The following is a 17,116-nucleotide window of genomic DNA, read 5'->3' on the forward strand; positions in this document are numbered from 1 at the left end:
GGCTACTTCTTGGCGTCGGCCCAGGCGTGCTGTATCACCAGGTCGGCCTTGACCTCGTTGAGCTGCACGGCCACGGCCGACGGGGCCGTGCCGCCGCGGCCGCTGCGGGAGGCGAGGGCGCCGGGCACGTCGAGCACCGTGCGCACCTCGGGCGTGAGGTGCCCGGAGATCTTGGCGAACTGCTCGTCCGTGAGCTGGTCCAGCTCGATCCCGTGGGCCTCGCACTCCTTGACGCACTCGCCGGCCACCTCGTGCGCGACCCGGAACGGCACGCCCTGCTTGACCAGCCACTCGGCGATGTCGGTGGCGAGCGAGAAGCCGGCCGGGGCCAGCTCCTCCATGCGCTCCCGGTTGACCGTGAGGGTGGCCATCATGCCCGTGAGGGCGGGAAGCAGGACCTCCAGCTGGTCGCAGGAGTCGAAGACGGGCTCCTTGTCCTCCTGGAGGTCGCGGTTGTAGGCGAGGGGCAGCGCCTTGAGGGTGGCGAGCAGTCCGGTGAGGTTGCCGATGAGGCGGCCGGACTTGCCGCGGGCCAGCTCGGCGATGTCCGGGTTCTTCTTCTGCGGCATGATCGACGACCCGGTGGAGAAGGCGTCGTGGAGGGTGACGAAGGAGAACTCCTTCGTGTTCCAGATGATGACCTCCTCCGCGATCCGGGAGAGGTTGACGCCGATCATCGCCGTGATGAAGGCGAACTCCGCGACGAAGTCGCGGGAGGCCGTGCCGTCGATGGAGTTGCCCGCCGAGCCGCGCTCGAAGCCGAGGTCCCTGGCGACCGCCTCCGGGTCGAGGCCCAGCGAGGAGCCCGCGAGGGCGCCGGAGCCGTACGGGGAGACCGCGGTGCGGGTGTCCCACTGGCGCAGCCGTTCGGCGTCCCGGGACAGTGCCTGCACGTGCGCGAGGACGTGGTGGGCGAAGAGCACGGGCTGGGCGTGCTGGAGGTGGGTGCGGCCCGGCATGGCGACGTCCGGGTGGCCCTCGGCGAGGCCGACCAGAGCGTCCTGGAGGTCGGCGATCAGGCCGCCGATGACGCGGGCGTGGTCGCGGAGGTACATCCGGAAGAGCGTGGCGACCTGGTCGTTGCGGGACCGGCCGGCGCGCAGCTTGCCGCCCAGGTCCGGGCCGAGGCGCTCCAGCAGGCCGCGTTCGAGGGCGGTGTGGACGTCCTCGTCGGCGACGGTGCCGGTGAAGTCGCCGGACGCGACGTCCGCCTCCAGCCGGTCGAGCCCGTCGAGCATGCGCGAGAGCTCGTCGGCGGTGAGCAGGCCCGCCGTGTGCAGGACGCGGGCGTGCGCGCGGGAGCCGGCGATGTCGTACGGCGCGAGGCGCCAGTCGAAGTGCACCGACGCGGACAGCTTGGCCAGCGCCTCTGCGGGACCGTCGGCGAAGCGTGCGCCCCAGAGCCGGACGTCACCGGTGTTGCTGCTCACAGTTCAAGCTCCTGGAAGGTTCGGATGTGCCACCGCCTCCCCGTGCCGGGCAGGAGCGGGGAGGCGGTATGTACAACGGCCGCGGGTCACGCCGGGTCGCGCCCGGCTCCACCCGCGCGGTGCCGTGCGGGCGGGGTCAGGCCAGGTCGCGCTTGGCGGCGATCTTCTGGGACAGGCCGAAGATCTCGATGAAGCCCTGGGCCTTCGACTGGTCGAAGGTGTCGCCCGAGTCGTAGGTGGCGAGGTTGAAGTCGTACAGCGACTCGTCGGACTTCCGGCCGGTGACGACGGCGCGGCCGCCGTGCAGGGTCATCCGGATGTCGCCGGTGACGTGCTGGTTGGCCTCGTTGATGAAGCCGTCCAGGGCGCGCTTGAGGGGGGAGAACCACAGGCCGTCGTAGACCAGCTCGCCCCAGCGCTGCTCGACCTGCCGCTTGTAGCGGGCGAGCTCGCGCTCGACGGTGACGTTCTCCAGCTCCTGGTGGGCGGTGATCAGCGCGATGGCGCCCGGGGCCTCGTAGACCTCGCGGGACTTGATGCCCACGAGCCGGTCCTCGACCATGTCGATCCGGCCGATGCCCTGGGCGCCGGCCCGCTCGTTGAGCTGCTGGATCGCCTGGAGGACGGTGACGGGCTTGCCGTCGATGGCGACCGGGACGCCCGCCTTGAAGGAGATGACGACCTCGTCGGCCTCGCGCTGCTCGGCGGGGTTGGAGGTGTACTCGTAGATGTCCTCGATCGGCGCGTTCCAGATGTCCTCCAGGAAGCCGGTCTCGACGGCCCGCCCGAAGACGTTCTGGTCGATCGAGTACGGGGACTTCTTGGTGGTGGCGATCGGGAGCTGCTTCTCCTCGCAGAAGGCGATCGCCTTGTCCCGGGTCATCGCGTAGTCGCGGACCGGGGCGATGCACTTGAGCTCGGGGGCGAGGGCGACGATGCCGGCCTCGAAGCGGACCTGGTCGTTGCCCTTGCCGGTGCAGCCGTGGGCGACGGTGGTGGCGCCGTGCTTGGCGGCGGCGGCGACGAGGTGCTTGACGATGGTGGGGCGCGACAGCGCGGAGACCAGCGGGTACCGGTCCATGTAGAGGGCGTTGGCCTTGATCGCGGGGAGGCAGTACTCCTCGGCGAACTCGTCCTTCGCGTCGGCGACCTCGGCCTCGACAGCACCGCAGGCGAGCGCGCGCTTGCGGATGACGTCCAGGTCCTCGCCGCCCTGGCCGACGTCCACGGCAACGGCGATGACCTCGGCGCCCGTCTCCTCGGCGATCCAGCCGATGGCGACGGAGGTGTCCAGGCCGCCCGAGTAGGCGAGTACGACGCGCTCGGTCACGGGTTTCTCCTTACGGTGCAAACGCTGATGGGTATAACTATGCAGTCCTCCGTATGCTTTGTCAATCGAGGTGAATACTCGCTGGTCGGCGAGGTGCGGAGCGGTCTACGCTCCCCACCGTCGACGGTGGGAGGGGACGCGGATGCGCGGGCATGCGGCAGTGCGGGCGAACGTACGGACGGCGGCGTGGCGGCTCCTCGGCGGGGAGGGTGCCGAGGAGGTCCTCCCCTGCGGCGGCGCCGCCTCCTGGACCGCCCTGGACGAGGAGCTGCGCGACGTCCTCCGGTACCGCGGGGCGGCGCCCCGCCACACGGCGTCCCTGCCCGTGCCGGCCCTGTGCCACCCCGACGGGCGGGTCCGCGAGGCGGCCCTCGCCCACGGACCGCGTACACCTTCCTTCTGGTATCTCGCCGTGATCCGGTGCGCCGACTGGGCGCCGCCGGTACGGCTGCGTGCCCGCGCGCTGCTGGAGGAACGGCTGCGCACCGCGCCGGACGAGACACTGCGCACGCTCACCCCGCTGGTGCTGCGCACGGGCCGGCGCGCGGAGGGCGAATGGGCGCTCGGCCTCTTCCGCGCCGCCTACGAGGCGCGGCCCGAGCTGGCGGCCGCCCGGCTGGACGACACCCGCGACACGGCCACCAGACGCCTCGCGGCACGCGTGGTGGTGACCGCGCGGCGGCCGGGCGCACGGGAGCTCGCCCGGCGCGCCGCTGCGGAGCTCGACCCGGTGCTGTGCCGCCTGTGGTCCGACACCGCCCTCGCCGTCATGGCGGCGGACGGGGCGGACGACGGCGCCGTCGACACCCTGCTCGCGGCCCGCGCGCCGATGGTCCGTGCCGCGGGGGTGACGGCGCTGCGCCGCGCCGGACGCACCAGTGAGGCGGCCGGGCGGCTCGCCGACCGGTCGGCACTCGTCCGTGCCTGCGCGCGCTGGGCGTACGCCCAGGGCGGCGGCGACCCGCACGCCCGCTACCGGAAGCTCTGCGCCGACCCGGCGTCCCTCGCACCGGGAGCGGTCGCGGGGCTGGCCGAGTGCGGCCGTCGGGACGACGCGGCGCTGATCCGGCCCCTGCTCGCCCATGCCTCGGGGGCGGTGCGCGCCGCGGCGGTGGCGGGACTGCGGTCACTGGAGTGCGCGCCGCCCGCGCTGGTGCTGCCGCTGCTGGACGACCCGTCCCCCGCCGTGGTGCGCCGGGCGACGGAGGCACTGCTGCCGTACGCGCCGGGGCTGCCCGCCGGGGAACTGGAGCGGCGGCTCGCGCCGGCCTGCCCCACGCCCGTGCGCCGGGCGGCCTTCCGGCTGCTGCGGGCCCGGGGCGGACTCGACCAGCTCCGCGCCGCGGTGGCGCTGACGACGGACGCGGACCCGGGGCTGCGCGGCAACGCCGAGTCCGCGGTGCAGCTCCGGCGGTGGATGCGCGACGTCCCGCCCGGGAGCGCGGAGGTCGCCGGACTGCTGGACCGGTGCGGCCACCTGTTCAGCGACTACGTGATGGCGGGGGTGCGACGGCGGGTCGGACTGCCGGGCTGAGGCCGCCCGGCCCGGGACTGCAGGGCGGCGGGACATCGAGGCGACGGGCCATCGAGGCGACGGGACGAGAGGCGAGAATCACCCCATGGGGAAAGTCTACGAACACATCGACGGCCGGATCCGCGCGTTCATCGAGGCGCAGCCGGTCTTCTTCACCGCCACCGCTCCGCTGGACGGCGACGGGCACGTCAACCTGTCGCCCAAGGGGCGCAGCGGAACACTCGTCGTCGTGGACGAGACGACGCTCGCCTATCTGGACTTCGGCGGCAGCGGCGCGGAGACGCTCGCGCACATACGCGAGGAGGGCAACGGGCGGATCACGCTGATGTGGTGCGCCTTCTCCGGGCCGCCGAAGGTGCTGCGGGTGCACGGCAAGGGCGAGGCGGTCTTCCGGGACGACCCGCGGTGGGGCGAGTGGATCGGCCGCTTCGCCGAGGCGGACGGCCCGGCGGCACGGGCGATCGTGGTGGTCCGCGCGGTACGGGTCTCCGACGCCTGCGGGTTCGCCGTGCCGTACCTGGAGTACCGCGAGGAACGCACCCAGCACGCCGAGTACTTCGGGCGGAAGTCGGACGAGGAGTTCGCGGCGTACTGCGCGAAGAAGGACCACGTGGGGGTGAGCCTGGACGGGCTGCCGGCCCTGCCGCTGCCCCTGCCGGCCCGTACCGACCAGCCGCACGGCACGGCCTGAGTCCCCGCACCGGCCCGGTCCCGGTGCGGGCCGCCCGCGCGCTCCGGGGCCGGGCCCCCTGGCCGCGGGGCGGCGCGGGCGACCGCCGCCACCCGACGGACGCGCCCGGGTGGCGGTCAGCAGCCAGCGCCGCCCGGGCACTCGGCGGCGAACTCGTTGAACAGCAGCACCAGGACGGCAGCCGCGACCGACACGGCGGCCATCACCGCGAAGCGCCGGCGGGCGGGTCGGTGCCCGGTGGCCAGGGCGGTGACCAGCCCGGCGGGCGGCGCCAGGACGACACCGCCGATCGCCGCCCAGGTCAGAGCGGCGGCCGGCGCCGAGGCGCCGCGCGTGTGGAGGCCGGCGACGAGACCGAGGACGAGGAGCACCGGCGAGCAGGCCCACCACAGGGTCAGCGCGGTCACCGCCCGGCCCGCAGCACGGCGGGCGGGGCCGTCGCCGCCGGACGGCACGGCGTGGGAGCCGGACGGCGCGGCGTGGGCGGCGGGTGGGAGGCGGTCCGGCGGCATGCCGCCCAGCTTACGGGGCGGCGGTCCGACTCGGGCCGTGTGCAAGGCCGTTGGACGCGGCGCCGGGGCGGTCCGGCGGCTGCCGGTCCGCCCCGGGCGGGGTCAGCGGTCGTTCTGGGCGAGGCGCAGCAGATGGTCCGCGAGGGCCTGACCGCCCGCCGGGTCGCGGCTGATGAGCATCAGTGTGTCGTCGCCGGCGATCGTGCCGAGGATGTCGTGGAGCTCCGCCTGGTCGATGGCCGAGGCCAGGAACTGGGCCGCGCCGGGCGGTGTCCGCAGGACGACGAGGTTCGCCGACGCCTCGGCGGAGATCAGGAGTTCGCCCGAGAGGCGCCGCATGCGCTCCTCCTTGGCCGACTCCCCCAGCGGGGCCTGCGGGGTACGGAAGCCGCCCTCGCTGGGAACCGCGTAGATCAGCTCGCCCCCGGTGTTGCGGATCTTGACCGCGCCGAGCTCGTCGAGGTCACGGGAGAGCGTCGCCTGGGTGACGCTCAGTCCGTTGTCCGCGAGCAGCTTCGCCAGCTGGCTCTGCGAACGCACCGGCTGCCGGTTGAGGATGTCCACGATCCGGCGGTGGCGGGCCGTGCGGGTCTGCGGCACGGCAGGCCCGCCGTGCTCGGTGTCCTGGGCCTCGGTCATCGTCGTCTCATTCTCCGGATCGTCCTTCCCCGTCGCTCTCGGTGCTCGCGTCGAGGATGCCGGGCAGCGCCCCGAGGAAAGCGTCCACCTCGGCGTCTCCGATGATCAGGGCCGGCATCAGCCGGATGACGTCGGGAGCGGGGGCGTTCACCAGGAAGCCGGCACCCTGGGCCGCCTGACGCACCTTCTGCGCGCGCGGTCCGGTGAGCACGATACCCAGCAGCAGCCCGCTGCCGCGGACGTGGGAGACCAACGGGTGGCCGAGCCCTTCGATCCCGTCGCGCAGCTTCTCCCCGATCCGCTTCACCTGGTCGAGCGCGCCGTCCGCGGCGAGGGTCTCGATCACGGCCAGTCCGGCGGCGCAGGACACCGGGTTCCCGCCGAAGGTCGTGCCGTGGTGACCGGGCTTCAGCAGGTCGGCCGCAGGTCCGAAGGCGACGGTCGCGCCGATCGGCAGGCCGCCGCCGAGGCCCTTGGCCAGGGTGACCACGTCGGGCTCGACGCCCTGGTGCGCCTGGTACTCGAACCAGGTGCCGGTGCGGCCGATACCGGTCTGCACCTCGTCGAGGACGAGCAGGGTGCCGGTGGCGCGGGTGATCTCCCTGGCCGCCTCCAGGTATCCCTTCGGCGGCACGGCCACGCCGATCTCGCCCTGGATGGGCTCGATGATCACGAAGGCCGTCTCCTCGGTGACGGCGGCGCGCAGGGCGTCGACGTCCCCGAAGGGCACATGGGTCACGTCGGAGGGCAGCGGCAGGAACGGCTCCCGCTTGCCCTGCTGCCCGGTGAGCGCGAGGGCGCCCATGGTGCGGCCGTGGAAGCCGCCGTGGGTGGCGACCATGTGCCGGCGGCCGGTGAGCCGTCCGATCTTGAACGCGGCCTCGTTGGCCTCCGCGCCCGAGTTGGAGAAGTAGACCCGGCCGGGCCGGCCGAAGAGCTGGATCAGGCGCTCGGCGAGGGCCACCGGCGGCTCGGCGACGTACAGGTTGGAGATGTGGCCGAGCGAGGCGATCTGCCGCGACACGGCCTCGACGACGGCGGGGTGGGCGTGCCCGAGGGCGTTGACCGCGATGCCGCCGACGAAGTCGGTGTACGCGGTGCCGTCCTCGTCCCACACGGTGACGCCCTCGCCGCGGACGAGCGAGAGCTCCGGCGTGCCGTAGTTGTCGGTCATGACGCCCTGCCACCGTGCGCCGAGCACGGGGCTCTCCTGCTTCCCGGTCACTGCTCCCCCTGTCCGTCCGGCACGACCATCGTGCCGATCCCCTCGTCGGTGAAGATCTCCAGCAGAATCGAGTGCTGCACCCGTCCGTCGATCACGCGGGCGGTGTTGACGCCGTTGCGCACGGCGTGGAGGCAGCCCTCCATCTTGGGCACCATGCCGCTGGAGAGGTCGGGCAGCAGCTTCTCCAGCTGGGTGGCGGTGAGACGGCTGATGACCTCGTCGCTGCGGGGCCAGTCCTCGTACAGGCCCTCGACGTCGGTCAGGACCATCAGCGTCTCGGCGCCCAGCGCAGCAGCGAGTGCCGCAGCCGCCGTATCAGCATTGACGTTGTAGACATGTCCGTCGTCCTGTGAGCGGGCGATCGACGAGACGACCGGGATCCGGCCGTCGGCGAGCAGCGCCTCGATGGCGCCGGTGTCGATGGAGGTGATCTCGCCGACCCGGCCGATGTCGACGGTCTCCCCGTCGATCCGCGGCCGGTGCTTGGTGGCGGTGATGGTGTGGGCGTCCTCGCCGGTCAGACCGACGGCGAGCGGGCCGTGCTGGTTGAGCAGCCCGACCAGTTCGCGCTGGACCTGGCCCGCCAGCACCATGCGGACGACGTCCATGGCTTCGGGCGTGGTGACCCGCAGCCCGGCCTTGAACTCGCTGACCAGCCCGTGCCGGTCGAGCGCGGCGGAGATCTGCGGGCCGCCGCCGTGCACGACGACGGGCTTGAGTCCCGCGTGGCGCAGGAAGACGACGTCCTGGGCGAAGGCGGCCTTCAGGTCCTCGTCGACCATGGCGTTGCCGCCGAACTTGATGACGACGGTGCGGCCGTGGTGCCGGGTGAGCCAGGGCAGGGCCTCGATGAGGATCTGCGCCTTCGGGAGCGCGGTGTGCTTCCGCGTGGGGCTGGTCATGAGCTGTAGGCGCTGTTCTCGTGGACGTAGTCCGCGGTGAGGTCGTTGGCCCAGATGACGGCGGACTGCGTGCCGGCGGAGAGGTCGGCGGTGATGGTGACCTCGCGGAAGCGCATGTCGACCAGGTCGCGGTCCTCGCCGACCGAGCCGTTCTTGCAGACCCACACGCCGTTGATGGCGACGTTCAGCTGGTCCGGCTCGAAGGCGGCGGAGGTGGTGCCGATCGCGGACAGCACGCGCCCCCAGTTGGGGTCCTCGCCGTGGATGGCGCACTTGAGGAGGTTGTTGCGGGCGATCGAGCGGCCCACCTCGACGGCGTCGTCCTCGGTGGCCGCGCCGACGACCTCGATGCGGATGTCCTTGGACGCGCCCTCGGCGTCGCCGATGAGCTGCCGCGCGAGGTCGTCGCAGACGGCCCGGACGGCCTCGGCGAAGGCGGCCTGCTCCGGGGTGACGCCGCTCGCACCGGAGGCGAGCAGCAGCACCGTGTCGTTCGTGGACATGCAGCCGTCCGAGTCGACCCGGTCGAAGGTGGTGCGGGTCGCGGCCCGCAGCGCCGTGTCGAGGGCCGGCGCCTGGAGGTCGGCGTCGGTGGTGAGGACGACCAGCATGGTGGCGAGGCCGGGTGCGAGCATGCCCGCGCCCTTGGCCATGCCGCCGACGGTCCAGCCGTCGCCCTGGACGACGGCGGTCTTGTGCACGGTGTCGGTGGTCTTGATGGCGATGGCGGCCTTCTCGCCGCCGTGCTCGGAGAGCTGGGCGGCGGCCTGCTCGATGCCCGGGAGCAGCTTGTCCATGGGGAGCAGGACGCCGATGAGGCCGGTCGACGCGACGGCGACCTCGCCGGCGCCGAGGCCGAGCACCTCGGCGGTCCTCTCCGCGGAGGCGTGGGTGTCCTGGAAGCCCTTGGGGCCGGTGCAGGCGTTGGCGCCGCCGGAGTTGAGGAGGACGGCGGCGACCTCGCCGCCCTTCAGGACCTGCTCGGACCACAGGACGGGGGCGGCCTTGACGCGGTTGGAGGTGAACACTCCCGCGGCGGCGCGGCGCGGCCCCCGGTTGACCACGAGGGCCAGGTCCGGGTTGCCGTTCTCCTTGATCCCGGCGGCGATGCCCGCCGCCGTGAATCCCTTCGCTGCGGTCACGCTCACGGCGCAACTCCAATCGTGGAAAGACCCGTGCTCTCGGCGAACCCGAGGGCGATGTTCATGCTCTGCACCGCGCCGCCGGCGGTGCCCTTGGTGAGGTTGTCGATGGCGCTGATCGCGATGATGCGGCCGGCGGCCTCGTCGTACGCCACCTGGATCTGGACCGCGTTCGAGCCGTAGACGGAGGCCGTGGCCGGCCACTGCCCCTCGGGGAGCAGATGGACGAACTCCTCGTCCGCCAGGGCCTTCTCGTACGCCGCCCGGACCTCGGCGGCCGTGGTGCCGGGCTTCGCCCTGGCGGAGCAGGTGGCGAGGATGCCGCGGGCCATGGGGGCGAGCGTCGGTGTGAAGGAGACGGTGACCGGCTCCCCCGCCACGGCGCTGAGGTTCTGGATCATCTCGGGGGTGTGGCGGTGGCCGCCGCCGACACCGTAGGGGCTCATGGAGCCCATGACCTCGGAGCCGAGGAGATGCGGCTTGAGCGCCTTGCCGGCGCCGGACGTACCGGTGGCGGCGGTGATCACGGCCTCGGGCTCGGCGAGCTGCGCCGCGTACGCGGGGAACAGCGCGAGCGAGACGGCCGTGGGGTAGCAACCGGGCACCGCGACGCGCCTGGACCCCTCCAGCGCGGTGCGGGCGCCCGGCAGTTCGGGCAGGCCGTAGGGCCAGGTGCCGGCGTGCGGGGAGCCGTAGAATGCCTCCCAGTCGGCAGCGGACGCCAGGCGGAAGTCGGCGCCCATGTCGACGACGAGGACGTCGTCGCCGAGCTGCTCGGCGACGGCGGCGGACTGGCCGTGCGGCAGCGCGAGGAAGACGACGTCGTGCCCGGCGAGGACGTCGGCGGTGGTCGGCCGGAGCACCCGTCCGGCCAGCGGCAGCAGGTGCGGCTGGAGCGCGCCGAGCGGCTGGCCCGCGTTGGAGTTGCCGGTGAGGGCGCCGATCTCGACCTCGGGGTGGCTCAGGAGCAGGCGCAGGAGTTCCCCGCCCGCGTATCCGCTCGCCCCTGCCACTGCTGCTCGTACCGTCATCGAACCCTCCTCGTCGATGGCATGACTATACGCATCAGCGTAGTTTTATGCAATGACGACTCCGGACGGCTGCCCCGGGGAGCGACTGCCGGGGCTCGCGCGGACGGGAGTCGGCCCACGGCTGCCGGGGCTCGCGCGGACGGGAGTCGGCCCACGGCTGCCGGGGCTCGCGCGGACGGGAGTCGGCCCACGGCCGTGCCCGGGGTCTCGGAGGGGGCGGACGGGCCGGGTCCGCCAGGGGCTCCAGGGCCGTGGCGGGCGGGCCGATCAGGCCGCCGCCTCCAGGCACAGGTGCCAGCGGCCGGGCTGCCCGGTCAGCGTCACCGTGGAGAGGGGGCGCACGTCCACGTGCCAGTACATGGCGGGATGGGCCCTCAGCGCGTAGACGAAGGCCGCGCGGACGACCGCCGGTTCGGCCACGGCGACGATCGAGCCGCCGTCGTCGGCGGGCCGGGTGTCCAGCCAGTTCCCTATCCGGGAGATGAAGGCGAGCAGCGGCTCGCCGCCGTGCGGCGCGCTGCGCGGGTCGGAGAGCCAGGCGTCCACCGCGGCCGGCTCCCTGGCCGTGACCTCGGAGAGCGTCCAGCCGCGCCAGCGGCCCATGTCGCAGTCGCGCAGCGCGGGCTGGGCGAGGGGCGCGAAGCCGAGCGCCTCCCCCGTGGCCCGGCTGCGGGCGGTCGGGGAGCAGTAGCGCAGATCGGCCGCGCTGAGCGGGACGAGCGCGTGGGCGGCGAGCTGCACCTCGTGCCAACCCGCCTGGTCCATCGGCCGGTCGTCGTCGAAGCGTTCGGTGAGCAGCGAGGAGCTGCGGGCGGCGGCGACCAAGGTGACCCGGACACTCATGGCGTGATGGTGCTGGCGAACGCCCCCCGGGTCAAGAGGTCCGTCCGGCACACGTCACCCGCCGGTTTCCGGGGGCCGGACGGCACCGGGGCGTGGAGTGTCCGGGCTCCCCGCGGCCGCCGGGGGTGTCGGCGGCGGGGGCTCCGGGAGGGCCGGTCAGCCGGAGAGTTCCGCGCAGGCGTCGTGCAGCCGCCGGACGCCCTCGGCGATCTCCGCGCCCCCGGCCACTCCGGCGAAGCTGAGGCGGATGTGCCCGGCGGGCGGCTCGGCGCTGAAGTAGGGGCGGCCGGGGGCCACCGCGACCCCCGCCCGCAGCGCGGCGGCGACCAGCGCCGACTCGTCCAGCTCGTCGGGCAGGCGCAGCCAGAGGTGGTAGCCGCCGGAGGGGATGTGCGCCAGGGCGAGCGCCGGCAGGTGCATGCGGACCGCGGCGGCCATCGCCTGCCTGCGTCCGCGCAGTTCGGCGGAGACGGCGCGCAGGTGCCGGTTCCAGGCGGGTAAGCCGACGAGTTCGAGGGCGGCCTCCTGGAGCGGCCGGGGCACGAAGAACGTGTCGACGACGTGGATGGCCCGCAGCCGTTCGAGGACCGGTCCGCGTGCGGCGAGCATCCCCACGCGCAGACTCGGCGAGGTGGCCTTGGTGAGCGAGCTGACGTGGACGACGACGCCGTCGCGGTCGTCGGCGGCCAGTGGCTCCGGCAGCGTCCCCGCGTCGTCGTGGACGAGCCGGCGGGCGAAGTCGTCCTCGACGACGAAGGCGCCCGCCTCGCGGGCAATGCGCAGCACCTCGGGCCGGCGGTCCGCGGCGAGCACCGCGCCTGTCGGGTTCTGGAACAGCGGCTGGCAGACGAAGACCCGTGCCCCGCTGGCACGGAAGGCCGCGGCCAGCAGCTCGGGACGCACCCCGCCGGCGTCGACCGGCACCGGCACCGGCCGGAGACCCGCGGCACGCGCGATGGCGAGCATGCCCGGATAGGTGGGCGACTCGACGAGGACCGGTGCCCCGGGCGGCGCGAGGGCCCGCAGCGCGGTGGTCAGCGCCGCCTGCCCGCCCGCGGTCACGAGGACGTCGGCCGGGCCCGTGGTCCCGCCGACGCCGCGGGCGAACCACTCCCGCAGTTCGGGCAGCCCGTCGGTGGGCGGGCGGGTCCAGGCGCCGGGCCGGCGCCCGGCGCGGGCGAGGGCGTCCGCCATCGCCCGCTCCGGCTGGAGCGAGGGGTGCAGATAGCCGCCGTTGAACTCGACGACGCCGGGAGGCGGGGCGGCGAGCGTGACGAGGACGCCGGCGGCGTCGACGGCACGCGGCACCACCTCGGCGGCCGCGTCGGCGCTGAGCGTGACCTCCTGCCAGGAGGTGTCGCCGGGCGGTACGGCCCCGGCCGCCTCGGCGCGGTACGCGCCGGAGCCGGGGCGGGTGACCACGAGCCCCTCGGCCACGAGGCGGGCGAGTGCCCGGGAGACGGTGACCGGGGAGACCCGGTGGCGTTCGACGAGCGCCCGGCTCGACGGGAGCTTCCCTCCGGGTGAGTAGCGGTCGAGGTCCGTTCTCAGGATGTTCGCCAGTTCGGTCACACTGCTACTCTCGTGCATGACAGCACAGGATAGCGCTACCGATCCGAGGACGATAGCGGTCGGCGGCGGCACCGTTCTCGCCGCGCTGGGCGTGGTCTCCTTCTCCCTCACCTTCCCGGCCACCGTCTGGGGCATGGACGCCTTCGGCCCCTGGACGCTGGTCGCCGTGCGCGGGGTCCTCGCGGCGGTGCTGGCCGGCACCTTCCTGCTGGCGGCGCGTGTCCCCGTGCCCGACCGCCGGCACTGGGCCGGGCTGGCCGTCGTCGGCGGCGGCGTCGTGCTGGGCTTCCCGCTGCTGACGACGCTGGCCCTGCAGACGTCCACCTCCTCGCACGCGGCCGTGGTGGTCGGCCTGCTGCCGCTGACGACGGCCGTGTTCGCCGCGGTGAGGACCGGACGGCGCCCGTCGCGGGCGTTCTGGGGCGCAGCGCTCGCGGGCGCGGCGGTGGTGATCGCGTTCACCGTCCAGCAGAGCGGCGGCGCCCTGCACACCGGTGACCTGTACCTCTTCGGCGCCCTGCTGGTGTGCGCCGCGGGCTACACGGAGGGCGGGCGGCTGGCCGCTCTGATGCCGGGCTGGCAGGTCGTCGGCTGGGCGCTGATCATGTGCCTGCCGCTGTGCGCGGCCGCCTCCGCCGTCGCCCTCGCCTTCGAACCGGTGCACCTGACGGCGAAGGGAGTGGCCGGGCTGCTGTGGGTGGCGGCCGGGTCGCAGTTCTTCGGGCTGTACGTCTGGTATCGGGGGATGGCGGGGATCGGGATCGCACGGGCCAGCCAGCTGCAGCTCGCCCAGCCGCTGCTCACCCTGGTCTGGTCGGTGGGCCTGCTCGGGGAACGGCTGACCCCGGCCGCCCCGGTGGCCGCCGTGGCGGTCCTCGTGTGCATCGCCGTCACCCAGCGCGCCCGCACCTGAGGCCGGAGCCGGCCGGCCGCGCGCCCCATCGCGTCCTGGTCTGGCCCGCCGCGCGCCACGCCGGGGAACCGGCCCGGCCGGCCGCGTTCTGCGGCGCGGCACGGCAGAGATGCGGTGGACACCCCCCGCCGTAGACTCGAAACGAGCCACCCAGACGGACCACTCCCTTGAGGAGGTCTCCTTCGGATGCAAGCGAACGTGGGCGACACGCTGCTGGTGCACGGGAGGACCGTGGGACAGCACGACAAGGTCGCCGAAGTCCTCGAGGTACTGGGACAGGAGGGCAGTCCTCCGTTCCGCGTCCGTTTCGACGACGGGCACGAGGCCGTCCTGTCCCCGGGCCCCGACTGCACAGTCCGCCACCACACCGAGAACGCTTGAGGCCGTGGGCCGGGTCCCGGCGCGGACGTCCGCGCCGGGACCCGGCCCGCGAGCGGATCAGCGGCGCGGCGCGCGGGCCCTGGCCGGGTAGTGGTCGGCCACCACCCGGGTCATCGCCCCCAGCGGGTCGGCCGTCACCTCACGGGCCGAGAAGAAGCAGTGCCCGCCGACCTCCTCGTAGCGGTCGGCGAAGGTGAGATGGCGCGACAGCTCGGCCGGGTCGTGCCAGGCGGCCGGCTGGCCCTCGGCACCCACCTTGTACAGCGCCTCCCCGATGTACAGGTCGACGCCCGTGCCCGCGGCGACGGAGGCCCACCAGGGGACCAGCTTCTCGTAGTCGGCGGGGGCGAAGCCCATGTTCCAGTAGACCTGCGGGACGACGTAGTCGATCCAGCCCTCCCGCACCCATCTGCGGACGTCGGCGTGCAGGTCGTCGTAGGTCTGGACGCCGGCCTGCGTGTCCGAGCCGAGCGGGTCGGTCGAGGCGTTCCGCCACACCCCGAACGGGCTGATGCCGAACGGGATGTCCTTCTTCAGCGCTCCGATCCGGGTCCGCATCTCGCGCACCAGCAGATCGATGTTGGACCTGCGCCAGGCCGCCCGGTCGCTGTGGCCCGAGCCGTGGCGTGCCCAGGCGTCGTCGTCGTCGAAGACCTGGCCGGCCACCGGATAGGGGTAGAAGTAGTCGTCGAAGTGGACGCCGTCGATGTCGTAGCGGCGCACCGCGTCGGCCATCGCGTCCTGGACGAAGGCCCGCACCTCGGGCAGTCCGGGGTTGTAGTAGAGCTTGCCGCCGTACGGCACGACCCACTCGGGGTGGCGGCGGGCCGGATGCGAGGACACCAGCCGGGTGGGGTCGCCGTGGACGGCCACCCGGTACGGGTTGAACCAGGCGTGCAGCTCCAGGCCCCGTGCGTGGGCCTCCCGCACGGCGGTGCCGAGCGGGTCCCAGCCGGGGTCGCGGCCCTGGGTGCCGGTGAGGTACTCGCTCCACGGCTCGTGCGGCGAGGGCCACAGCGCGTCGGCGGCCGGGCGGACCTGGAAGATCACCGTGTTCAGCCGGCGCTCCACGGCCGAGTCGAGGAGCCCGCGCAGCTCGGCTCGCTGGCGGGCCGCGGACAGGCCGCGCTGCGTCGGCCAGTCCCGGTTCTCGACGCTCGCCACCCACATGCCGCGGAACTCGCGCGCCGCTCTTCGCCGGCCCGCGCCGCGCGGGGCCTTCCCGGGGACGGCCGCCGCGTCGCCCGCGGCGGTCACGGCCGCCAGCGCACCCGCGGCCGTCGCGACAAATCCTCTTCTCCCGATCCGTGCCAAGACTCCCACCTTCGTCGCCGTCGACGTCGTCTGCCGTACCAGCAGAGCATGCCCGCCCCGGATGCCCGGGCACCCGCCCGTCCGGAGTAACGTCGTGGGGTCGGTGGGCGCCGGAACCATACGGGGGACCCACCGGGCGAAGACCATCGAAAGGCATGAGGTGACGGAGTCAATGGCCGACATTGCACGCGTCGGAGTGGTGGGCTGCGGCCAGATGGGCGCCGGCATCGCCGAGGTGTGCGCCCGCAGCGGCCTCGAGGTGATGGTGGCCGAGACCACGGGCGAGGCGCTGGAGATCGGCCGCACGCGGCTGCACAACTCGCTGACGAAGGCGGCGGAGCGCGGCAAGATCACCGAGGAGGAGCGGGACGCCACCCTGGCCCGCCTCTCCTTCACGACCGACCTCGGGGAGTTCGCCGACCGCGACCTGGTGATCGAGGCCGTCGTCGAGAACGAGCAGGTCAAGACCGAGATCTTCCAGGTCCTCGACCAGGTGGTGACCCGGCCGGACGCGATCCTCGCCTCCAACACCTCCTCGATCCCCCTGGTGAAGCTGGCCGTCGCGACCTCGCGCCCGGACCAGGTCATCGGCATCCACTTCTTCAACCCGGCCCCCGTGCAGAAGCTCGTGGAGCTCATCCCGGCGCTGACCACGTCGGAGGAGACCATCAAGCGGGCCGAGGCCGTGGTGCTCCAGGTGCTGGGCAAGCACCCGATCCGCGCCCAGGACCGGTCGGGCTTCGTGGTGAACGCGCTGCTCATCCCGTACCTGCTCTCGGCGATCCGGATGTTCGAGTCGGGCATCGCCAGCCGCGAGGACATCGACAACGGCATGGAGATGGGCTGCGCCCACCCCATGGGGCCGCTGAAGCTGTCGGATCTCATCGGTCTCGACACCGTGGCCTCGGTCGCGGACTCGATGTACGCGGAGTTCAAGGAGCCGCTGTACGCCGCTCCCCCGCTGCTCCAGCGGATGGTGGACGCGGGCCGGCTGGGCCGCAAGACGGGCTCCGGCTTCTACGTCTACTCCTGACCAGCTCCCCGGGCCCGTCCGCGGGACGGGGCACGCCTGCCCGGCGGGCGGCGCCGGGCAGGCGCCCGGCGCTCACCCCAGGCGCAGGTGGTGGAGCATCAGCAGCCCGGCCGCCATGTTGGCGGCCGGGACCTCGCCGCGGGCGATCATGTCGGGCACCAGCTTGAGCGGGACCCACTCGCGGCGGGAGGACTCGAAGTCGTCCTGCGGGTGGCCGACGCGGGTCGCCTCGTCGGTCCAGTAGAGGTGGTGGCGGGCGTCGCTGAGGCCGTTGGACGGTTCGACGGTGAGCAGGTGGCGCAGGGGGCCCGGGCGCCACCCGGTCTCCTCCTCCATCTCGCGCGCCGCCGCGGCGGCGGTCTCCTCGCCGTCCTCGACCACCCCGGCCGCGAGTTCCCAGCCCCAGCTGTCGGTGATGAACCGGTGGCGCCAGAGCATCAGCACCTCGTTGGCCTCGTTGACGGCCGTCGCGACGGCGACGGGGCGCAGCCGGATCAGGAAGTGGTCCAGGTGTCGCCCGTCCGGGAGCGCGACATCCGCGAGGTTGACCCGGAACCACGGATTCTCGTACACGGTGTGTTCACTTAAGTTCGTCCACTGCACGGTTCTGCCACCTTCCGACAC

The 17,116-nt window shown here is 73.6% G+C and carries 17 protein-coding genes; 5 read left to right on the top strand and 12 right to left on the bottom strand.

Annotated features, from left to right (window positions below; all coding sequences use genetic code 11):
• Positions 1–2: 2 nt before the first annotated feature.
• On the bottom strand, positions 3–1,430 hold the full coding sequence (argH, locus tag IAG43_RS05210) for an argininosuccinate lyase (RefSeq protein WP_187739579.1): 1,428 nt from the start codon (positions 1,428–1,430) through the stop codon (positions 3–5).
• 136 nt (positions 1,431–1,566) lie between these two features.
• The gene (locus IAG43_RS05215) at positions 1,567–2,760 is read right to left on the bottom strand and encodes an argininosuccinate synthase (protein WP_187739580.1); all 1,194 of its coding nucleotides are present in this window, start codon (positions 2,758–2,760) and stop codon (positions 1,567–1,569) included.
• Between the two features lie 142 nt (positions 2,761–2,902).
• On the opposite strand from IAG43_RS05215, the gene IAG43_RS05220 reads away from it, so the two are divergent.
• Entirely contained in the window at positions 2,903–4,294 is a 1,392-nt protein-coding gene (locus tag IAG43_RS05220) for a hypothetical protein (RefSeq protein WP_187739581.1), read from the top strand.
• An 85-nt stretch (positions 4,295–4,379) separates the two neighbouring features.
• Positions 4,380–4,985, top strand: a complete 606-nt coding sequence (locus IAG43_RS05225) for a pyridoxamine 5'-phosphate oxidase family protein (protein ID WP_187739582.1) — start codon at positions 4,380–4,382, stop codon at positions 4,983–4,985.
• Between the two features lie 116 nt (positions 4,986–5,101).
• Here the strand turns inward: IAG43_RS05225 and IAG43_RS05230 are convergent, their stop codons facing one another.
• The 8 genes from IAG43_RS05230 to IAG43_RS05265 all read right to left on the bottom strand — a co-directional run bounded on the left by IAG43_RS05230 (position 5,102) and on the right by IAG43_RS05265 (position 12,869).
• On the bottom strand, positions 5,102–5,497 hold the full coding sequence (locus IAG43_RS05230; RefSeq protein ID WP_187739583.1) for a hypothetical protein: 396 nt from the start codon (positions 5,495–5,497) through the stop codon (positions 5,102–5,104).
• 102 nt (positions 5,498–5,599) lie between these two features.
• Complete coding sequence (locus IAG43_RS05235) at positions 5,600–6,136, bottom strand: arginine repressor (protein WP_147990698.1); 537 nt, start codon at positions 6,134–6,136, stop codon at positions 5,600–5,602.
• Positions 6,137–6,143: 7 nt separating this feature from the next.
• Positions 6,144–7,361 (bottom strand): acetylornithine transaminase, encoded by a 1,218-nt coding sequence (locus IAG43_RS05240; RefSeq protein ID WP_187739584.1) that lies wholly within the window; start codon positions 7,359–7,361, stop codon positions 6,144–6,146.
• Complete coding sequence (argB, locus tag IAG43_RS05245) at positions 7,358–8,263, bottom strand: acetylglutamate kinase (RefSeq protein WP_187739585.1); 906 nt, start codon at positions 8,261–8,263, stop codon at positions 7,358–7,360. The genes IAG43_RS05240 and argB overlap by 4 nt, the downstream gene beginning before the upstream one ends.
• Positions 8,260–9,411 (bottom strand): bifunctional glutamate N-acetyltransferase/amino-acid acetyltransferase ArgJ, encoded by a 1,152-nt coding sequence (argJ, locus tag IAG43_RS05250; RefSeq protein ID WP_187739586.1) that lies wholly within the window; start codon positions 9,409–9,411, stop codon positions 8,260–8,262. Before argJ ends, argB begins: the two co-directional genes overlap by 4 nt.
• Positions 9,408–10,436, bottom strand: a complete 1,029-nt coding sequence (argC, locus tag IAG43_RS05255; protein WP_187739587.1) for an N-acetyl-gamma-glutamyl-phosphate reductase — start codon at positions 10,434–10,436, stop codon at positions 9,408–9,410. Before argC ends, argJ begins: the two co-directional genes overlap by 4 nt.
• Before the next feature lie 267 nt (positions 10,437–10,703).
• Entirely contained in the window at positions 10,704–11,279 is a 576-nt protein-coding gene (locus tag IAG43_RS05260) for a histidine phosphatase family protein (protein WP_187739588.1), read from the bottom strand.
• A 156-nt stretch (positions 11,280–11,435) separates the two neighbouring features.
• The gene (locus IAG43_RS05265) at positions 11,436–12,869 is read right to left on the bottom strand and encodes an aminotransferase-like domain-containing protein (RefSeq protein WP_187739589.1); all 1,434 of its coding nucleotides are present in this window, start codon (positions 12,867–12,869) and stop codon (positions 11,436–11,438) included.
• Here IAG43_RS05265 and IAG43_RS05270 point away from each other — a divergent pair.
• Both IAG43_RS05270 and IAG43_RS05275 read left to right on the top strand, forming a co-directional pair.
• Positions 12,868–13,764 carry a DMT family transporter gene (locus tag IAG43_RS05270; protein WP_187739590.1) on the top strand — a complete coding sequence of 299 codons (897 nt, stop codon included), beginning with the start codon at positions 12,868–12,870 and terminating at the stop codon, positions 13,762–13,764. The two genes, IAG43_RS05265 and IAG43_RS05270, sit on opposite strands and share 2 nt — an antisense overlap.
• A gap of 186 nt (positions 13,765–13,950) precedes the next feature.
• Complete coding sequence (locus IAG43_RS05275) at positions 13,951–14,145, top strand: DUF1918 domain-containing protein (RefSeq protein ID WP_187739591.1); 195 nt, start codon at positions 13,951–13,953, stop codon at positions 14,143–14,145.
• A gap of 57 nt (positions 14,146–14,202) precedes the next feature.
• Here the strand turns inward: IAG43_RS05275 and IAG43_RS05280 are convergent, their stop codons facing one another.
• Positions 14,203–15,459, bottom strand: coding sequence for a glycoside hydrolase family 10-like protein (locus IAG43_RS05280; protein WP_246574074.1), 1,257 nt, complete (start codon positions 15,457–15,459; stop codon positions 14,203–14,205).
• A 172-nt stretch (positions 15,460–15,631) separates the two neighbouring features.
• On the opposite strand from IAG43_RS05280, the gene IAG43_RS05285 reads away from it, so the two are divergent.
• Positions 15,632–16,492, top strand: a complete 861-nt coding sequence (locus IAG43_RS05285; protein WP_187739593.1) for a 3-hydroxybutyryl-CoA dehydrogenase — start codon at positions 15,632–15,634, stop codon at positions 16,490–16,492.
• Between the two features lie 72 nt (positions 16,493–16,564).
• Here IAG43_RS05285 and IAG43_RS05290 read toward each other — a convergent pair whose 3' ends face one another.
• Complete coding sequence (locus tag IAG43_RS05290) at positions 16,565–17,095, bottom strand: NUDIX domain-containing protein (protein ID WP_187739594.1); 531 nt, start codon at positions 17,093–17,095, stop codon at positions 16,565–16,567.
• Between the last annotated feature and the right edge of the window lie 21 nt (positions 17,096–17,116).

The organism is Streptomyces genisteinicus (assembly GCF_014489615.1).
Taxonomy (GTDB): Bacteria; Actinomycetota; Actinomycetes; order Streptomycetales; family Streptomycetaceae; genus Streptomyces; species Streptomyces genisteinicus.

Excerpts from the sequence above, each read along its gene's own strand:
- IAG43_RS05220 (WP_187739581.1), top strand. The coding sequence starts at position 2,903 with ATGCGCGGGCATGCGGCAGTGCGGGCGAACGTACGGACGGCGGCGTGG.
- IAG43_RS05225 (WP_187739582.1), top strand. The coding sequence starts at position 4,380 with ATGGGGAAAGTCTACGAACACATCGACGGCCGGATCCGCGCGTTCATC.
- IAG43_RS05230 (WP_187739583.1), bottom strand. The coding sequence starts at position 5,497 with ATGCCGCCGGACCGCCTCCCACCCGCCGCCCACGCCGCGCCGTCCGGC.
- IAG43_RS05235 (WP_147990698.1), bottom strand. The coding sequence starts at position 6,136 with ATGACCGAGGCCCAGGACACCGAGCACGGCGGGCCTGCCGTGCCGCAG.
- argB (WP_187739585.1), bottom strand. The coding sequence starts at position 8,263 with ATGACCAGCCCCACGCGGAAGCACACCGCGCTCCCGAAGGCGCAGATC.
- argC (WP_187739587.1), bottom strand. The coding sequence starts at position 10,436 with ATGACGGTACGAGCAGCAGTGGCAGGGGCGAGCGGATACGCGGGCGGG.
- IAG43_RS05260 (WP_187739588.1), bottom strand. The coding sequence starts at position 11,279 with ATGAGTGTCCGGGTCACCTTGGTCGCCGCCGCCCGCAGCTCCTCGCTG.
- IAG43_RS05270 (WP_187739590.1), top strand. The coding sequence starts at position 12,868 with ATGACAGCACAGGATAGCGCTACCGATCCGAGGACGATAGCGGTCGGC.
- IAG43_RS05265 (WP_187739589.1), bottom strand. The coding sequence starts at position 12,869 with ATGCACGAGAGTAGCAGTGTGACCGAACTGGCGAACATCCTGAGAACG.
- IAG43_RS05275 (WP_187739591.1), top strand. The coding sequence starts at position 13,951 with ATGCAAGCGAACGTGGGCGACACGCTGCTGGTGCACGGGAGGACCGTG.
- IAG43_RS05285 (WP_187739593.1), top strand. The coding sequence starts at position 15,632 with ATGGCCGACATTGCACGCGTCGGAGTGGTGGGCTGCGGCCAGATGGGC.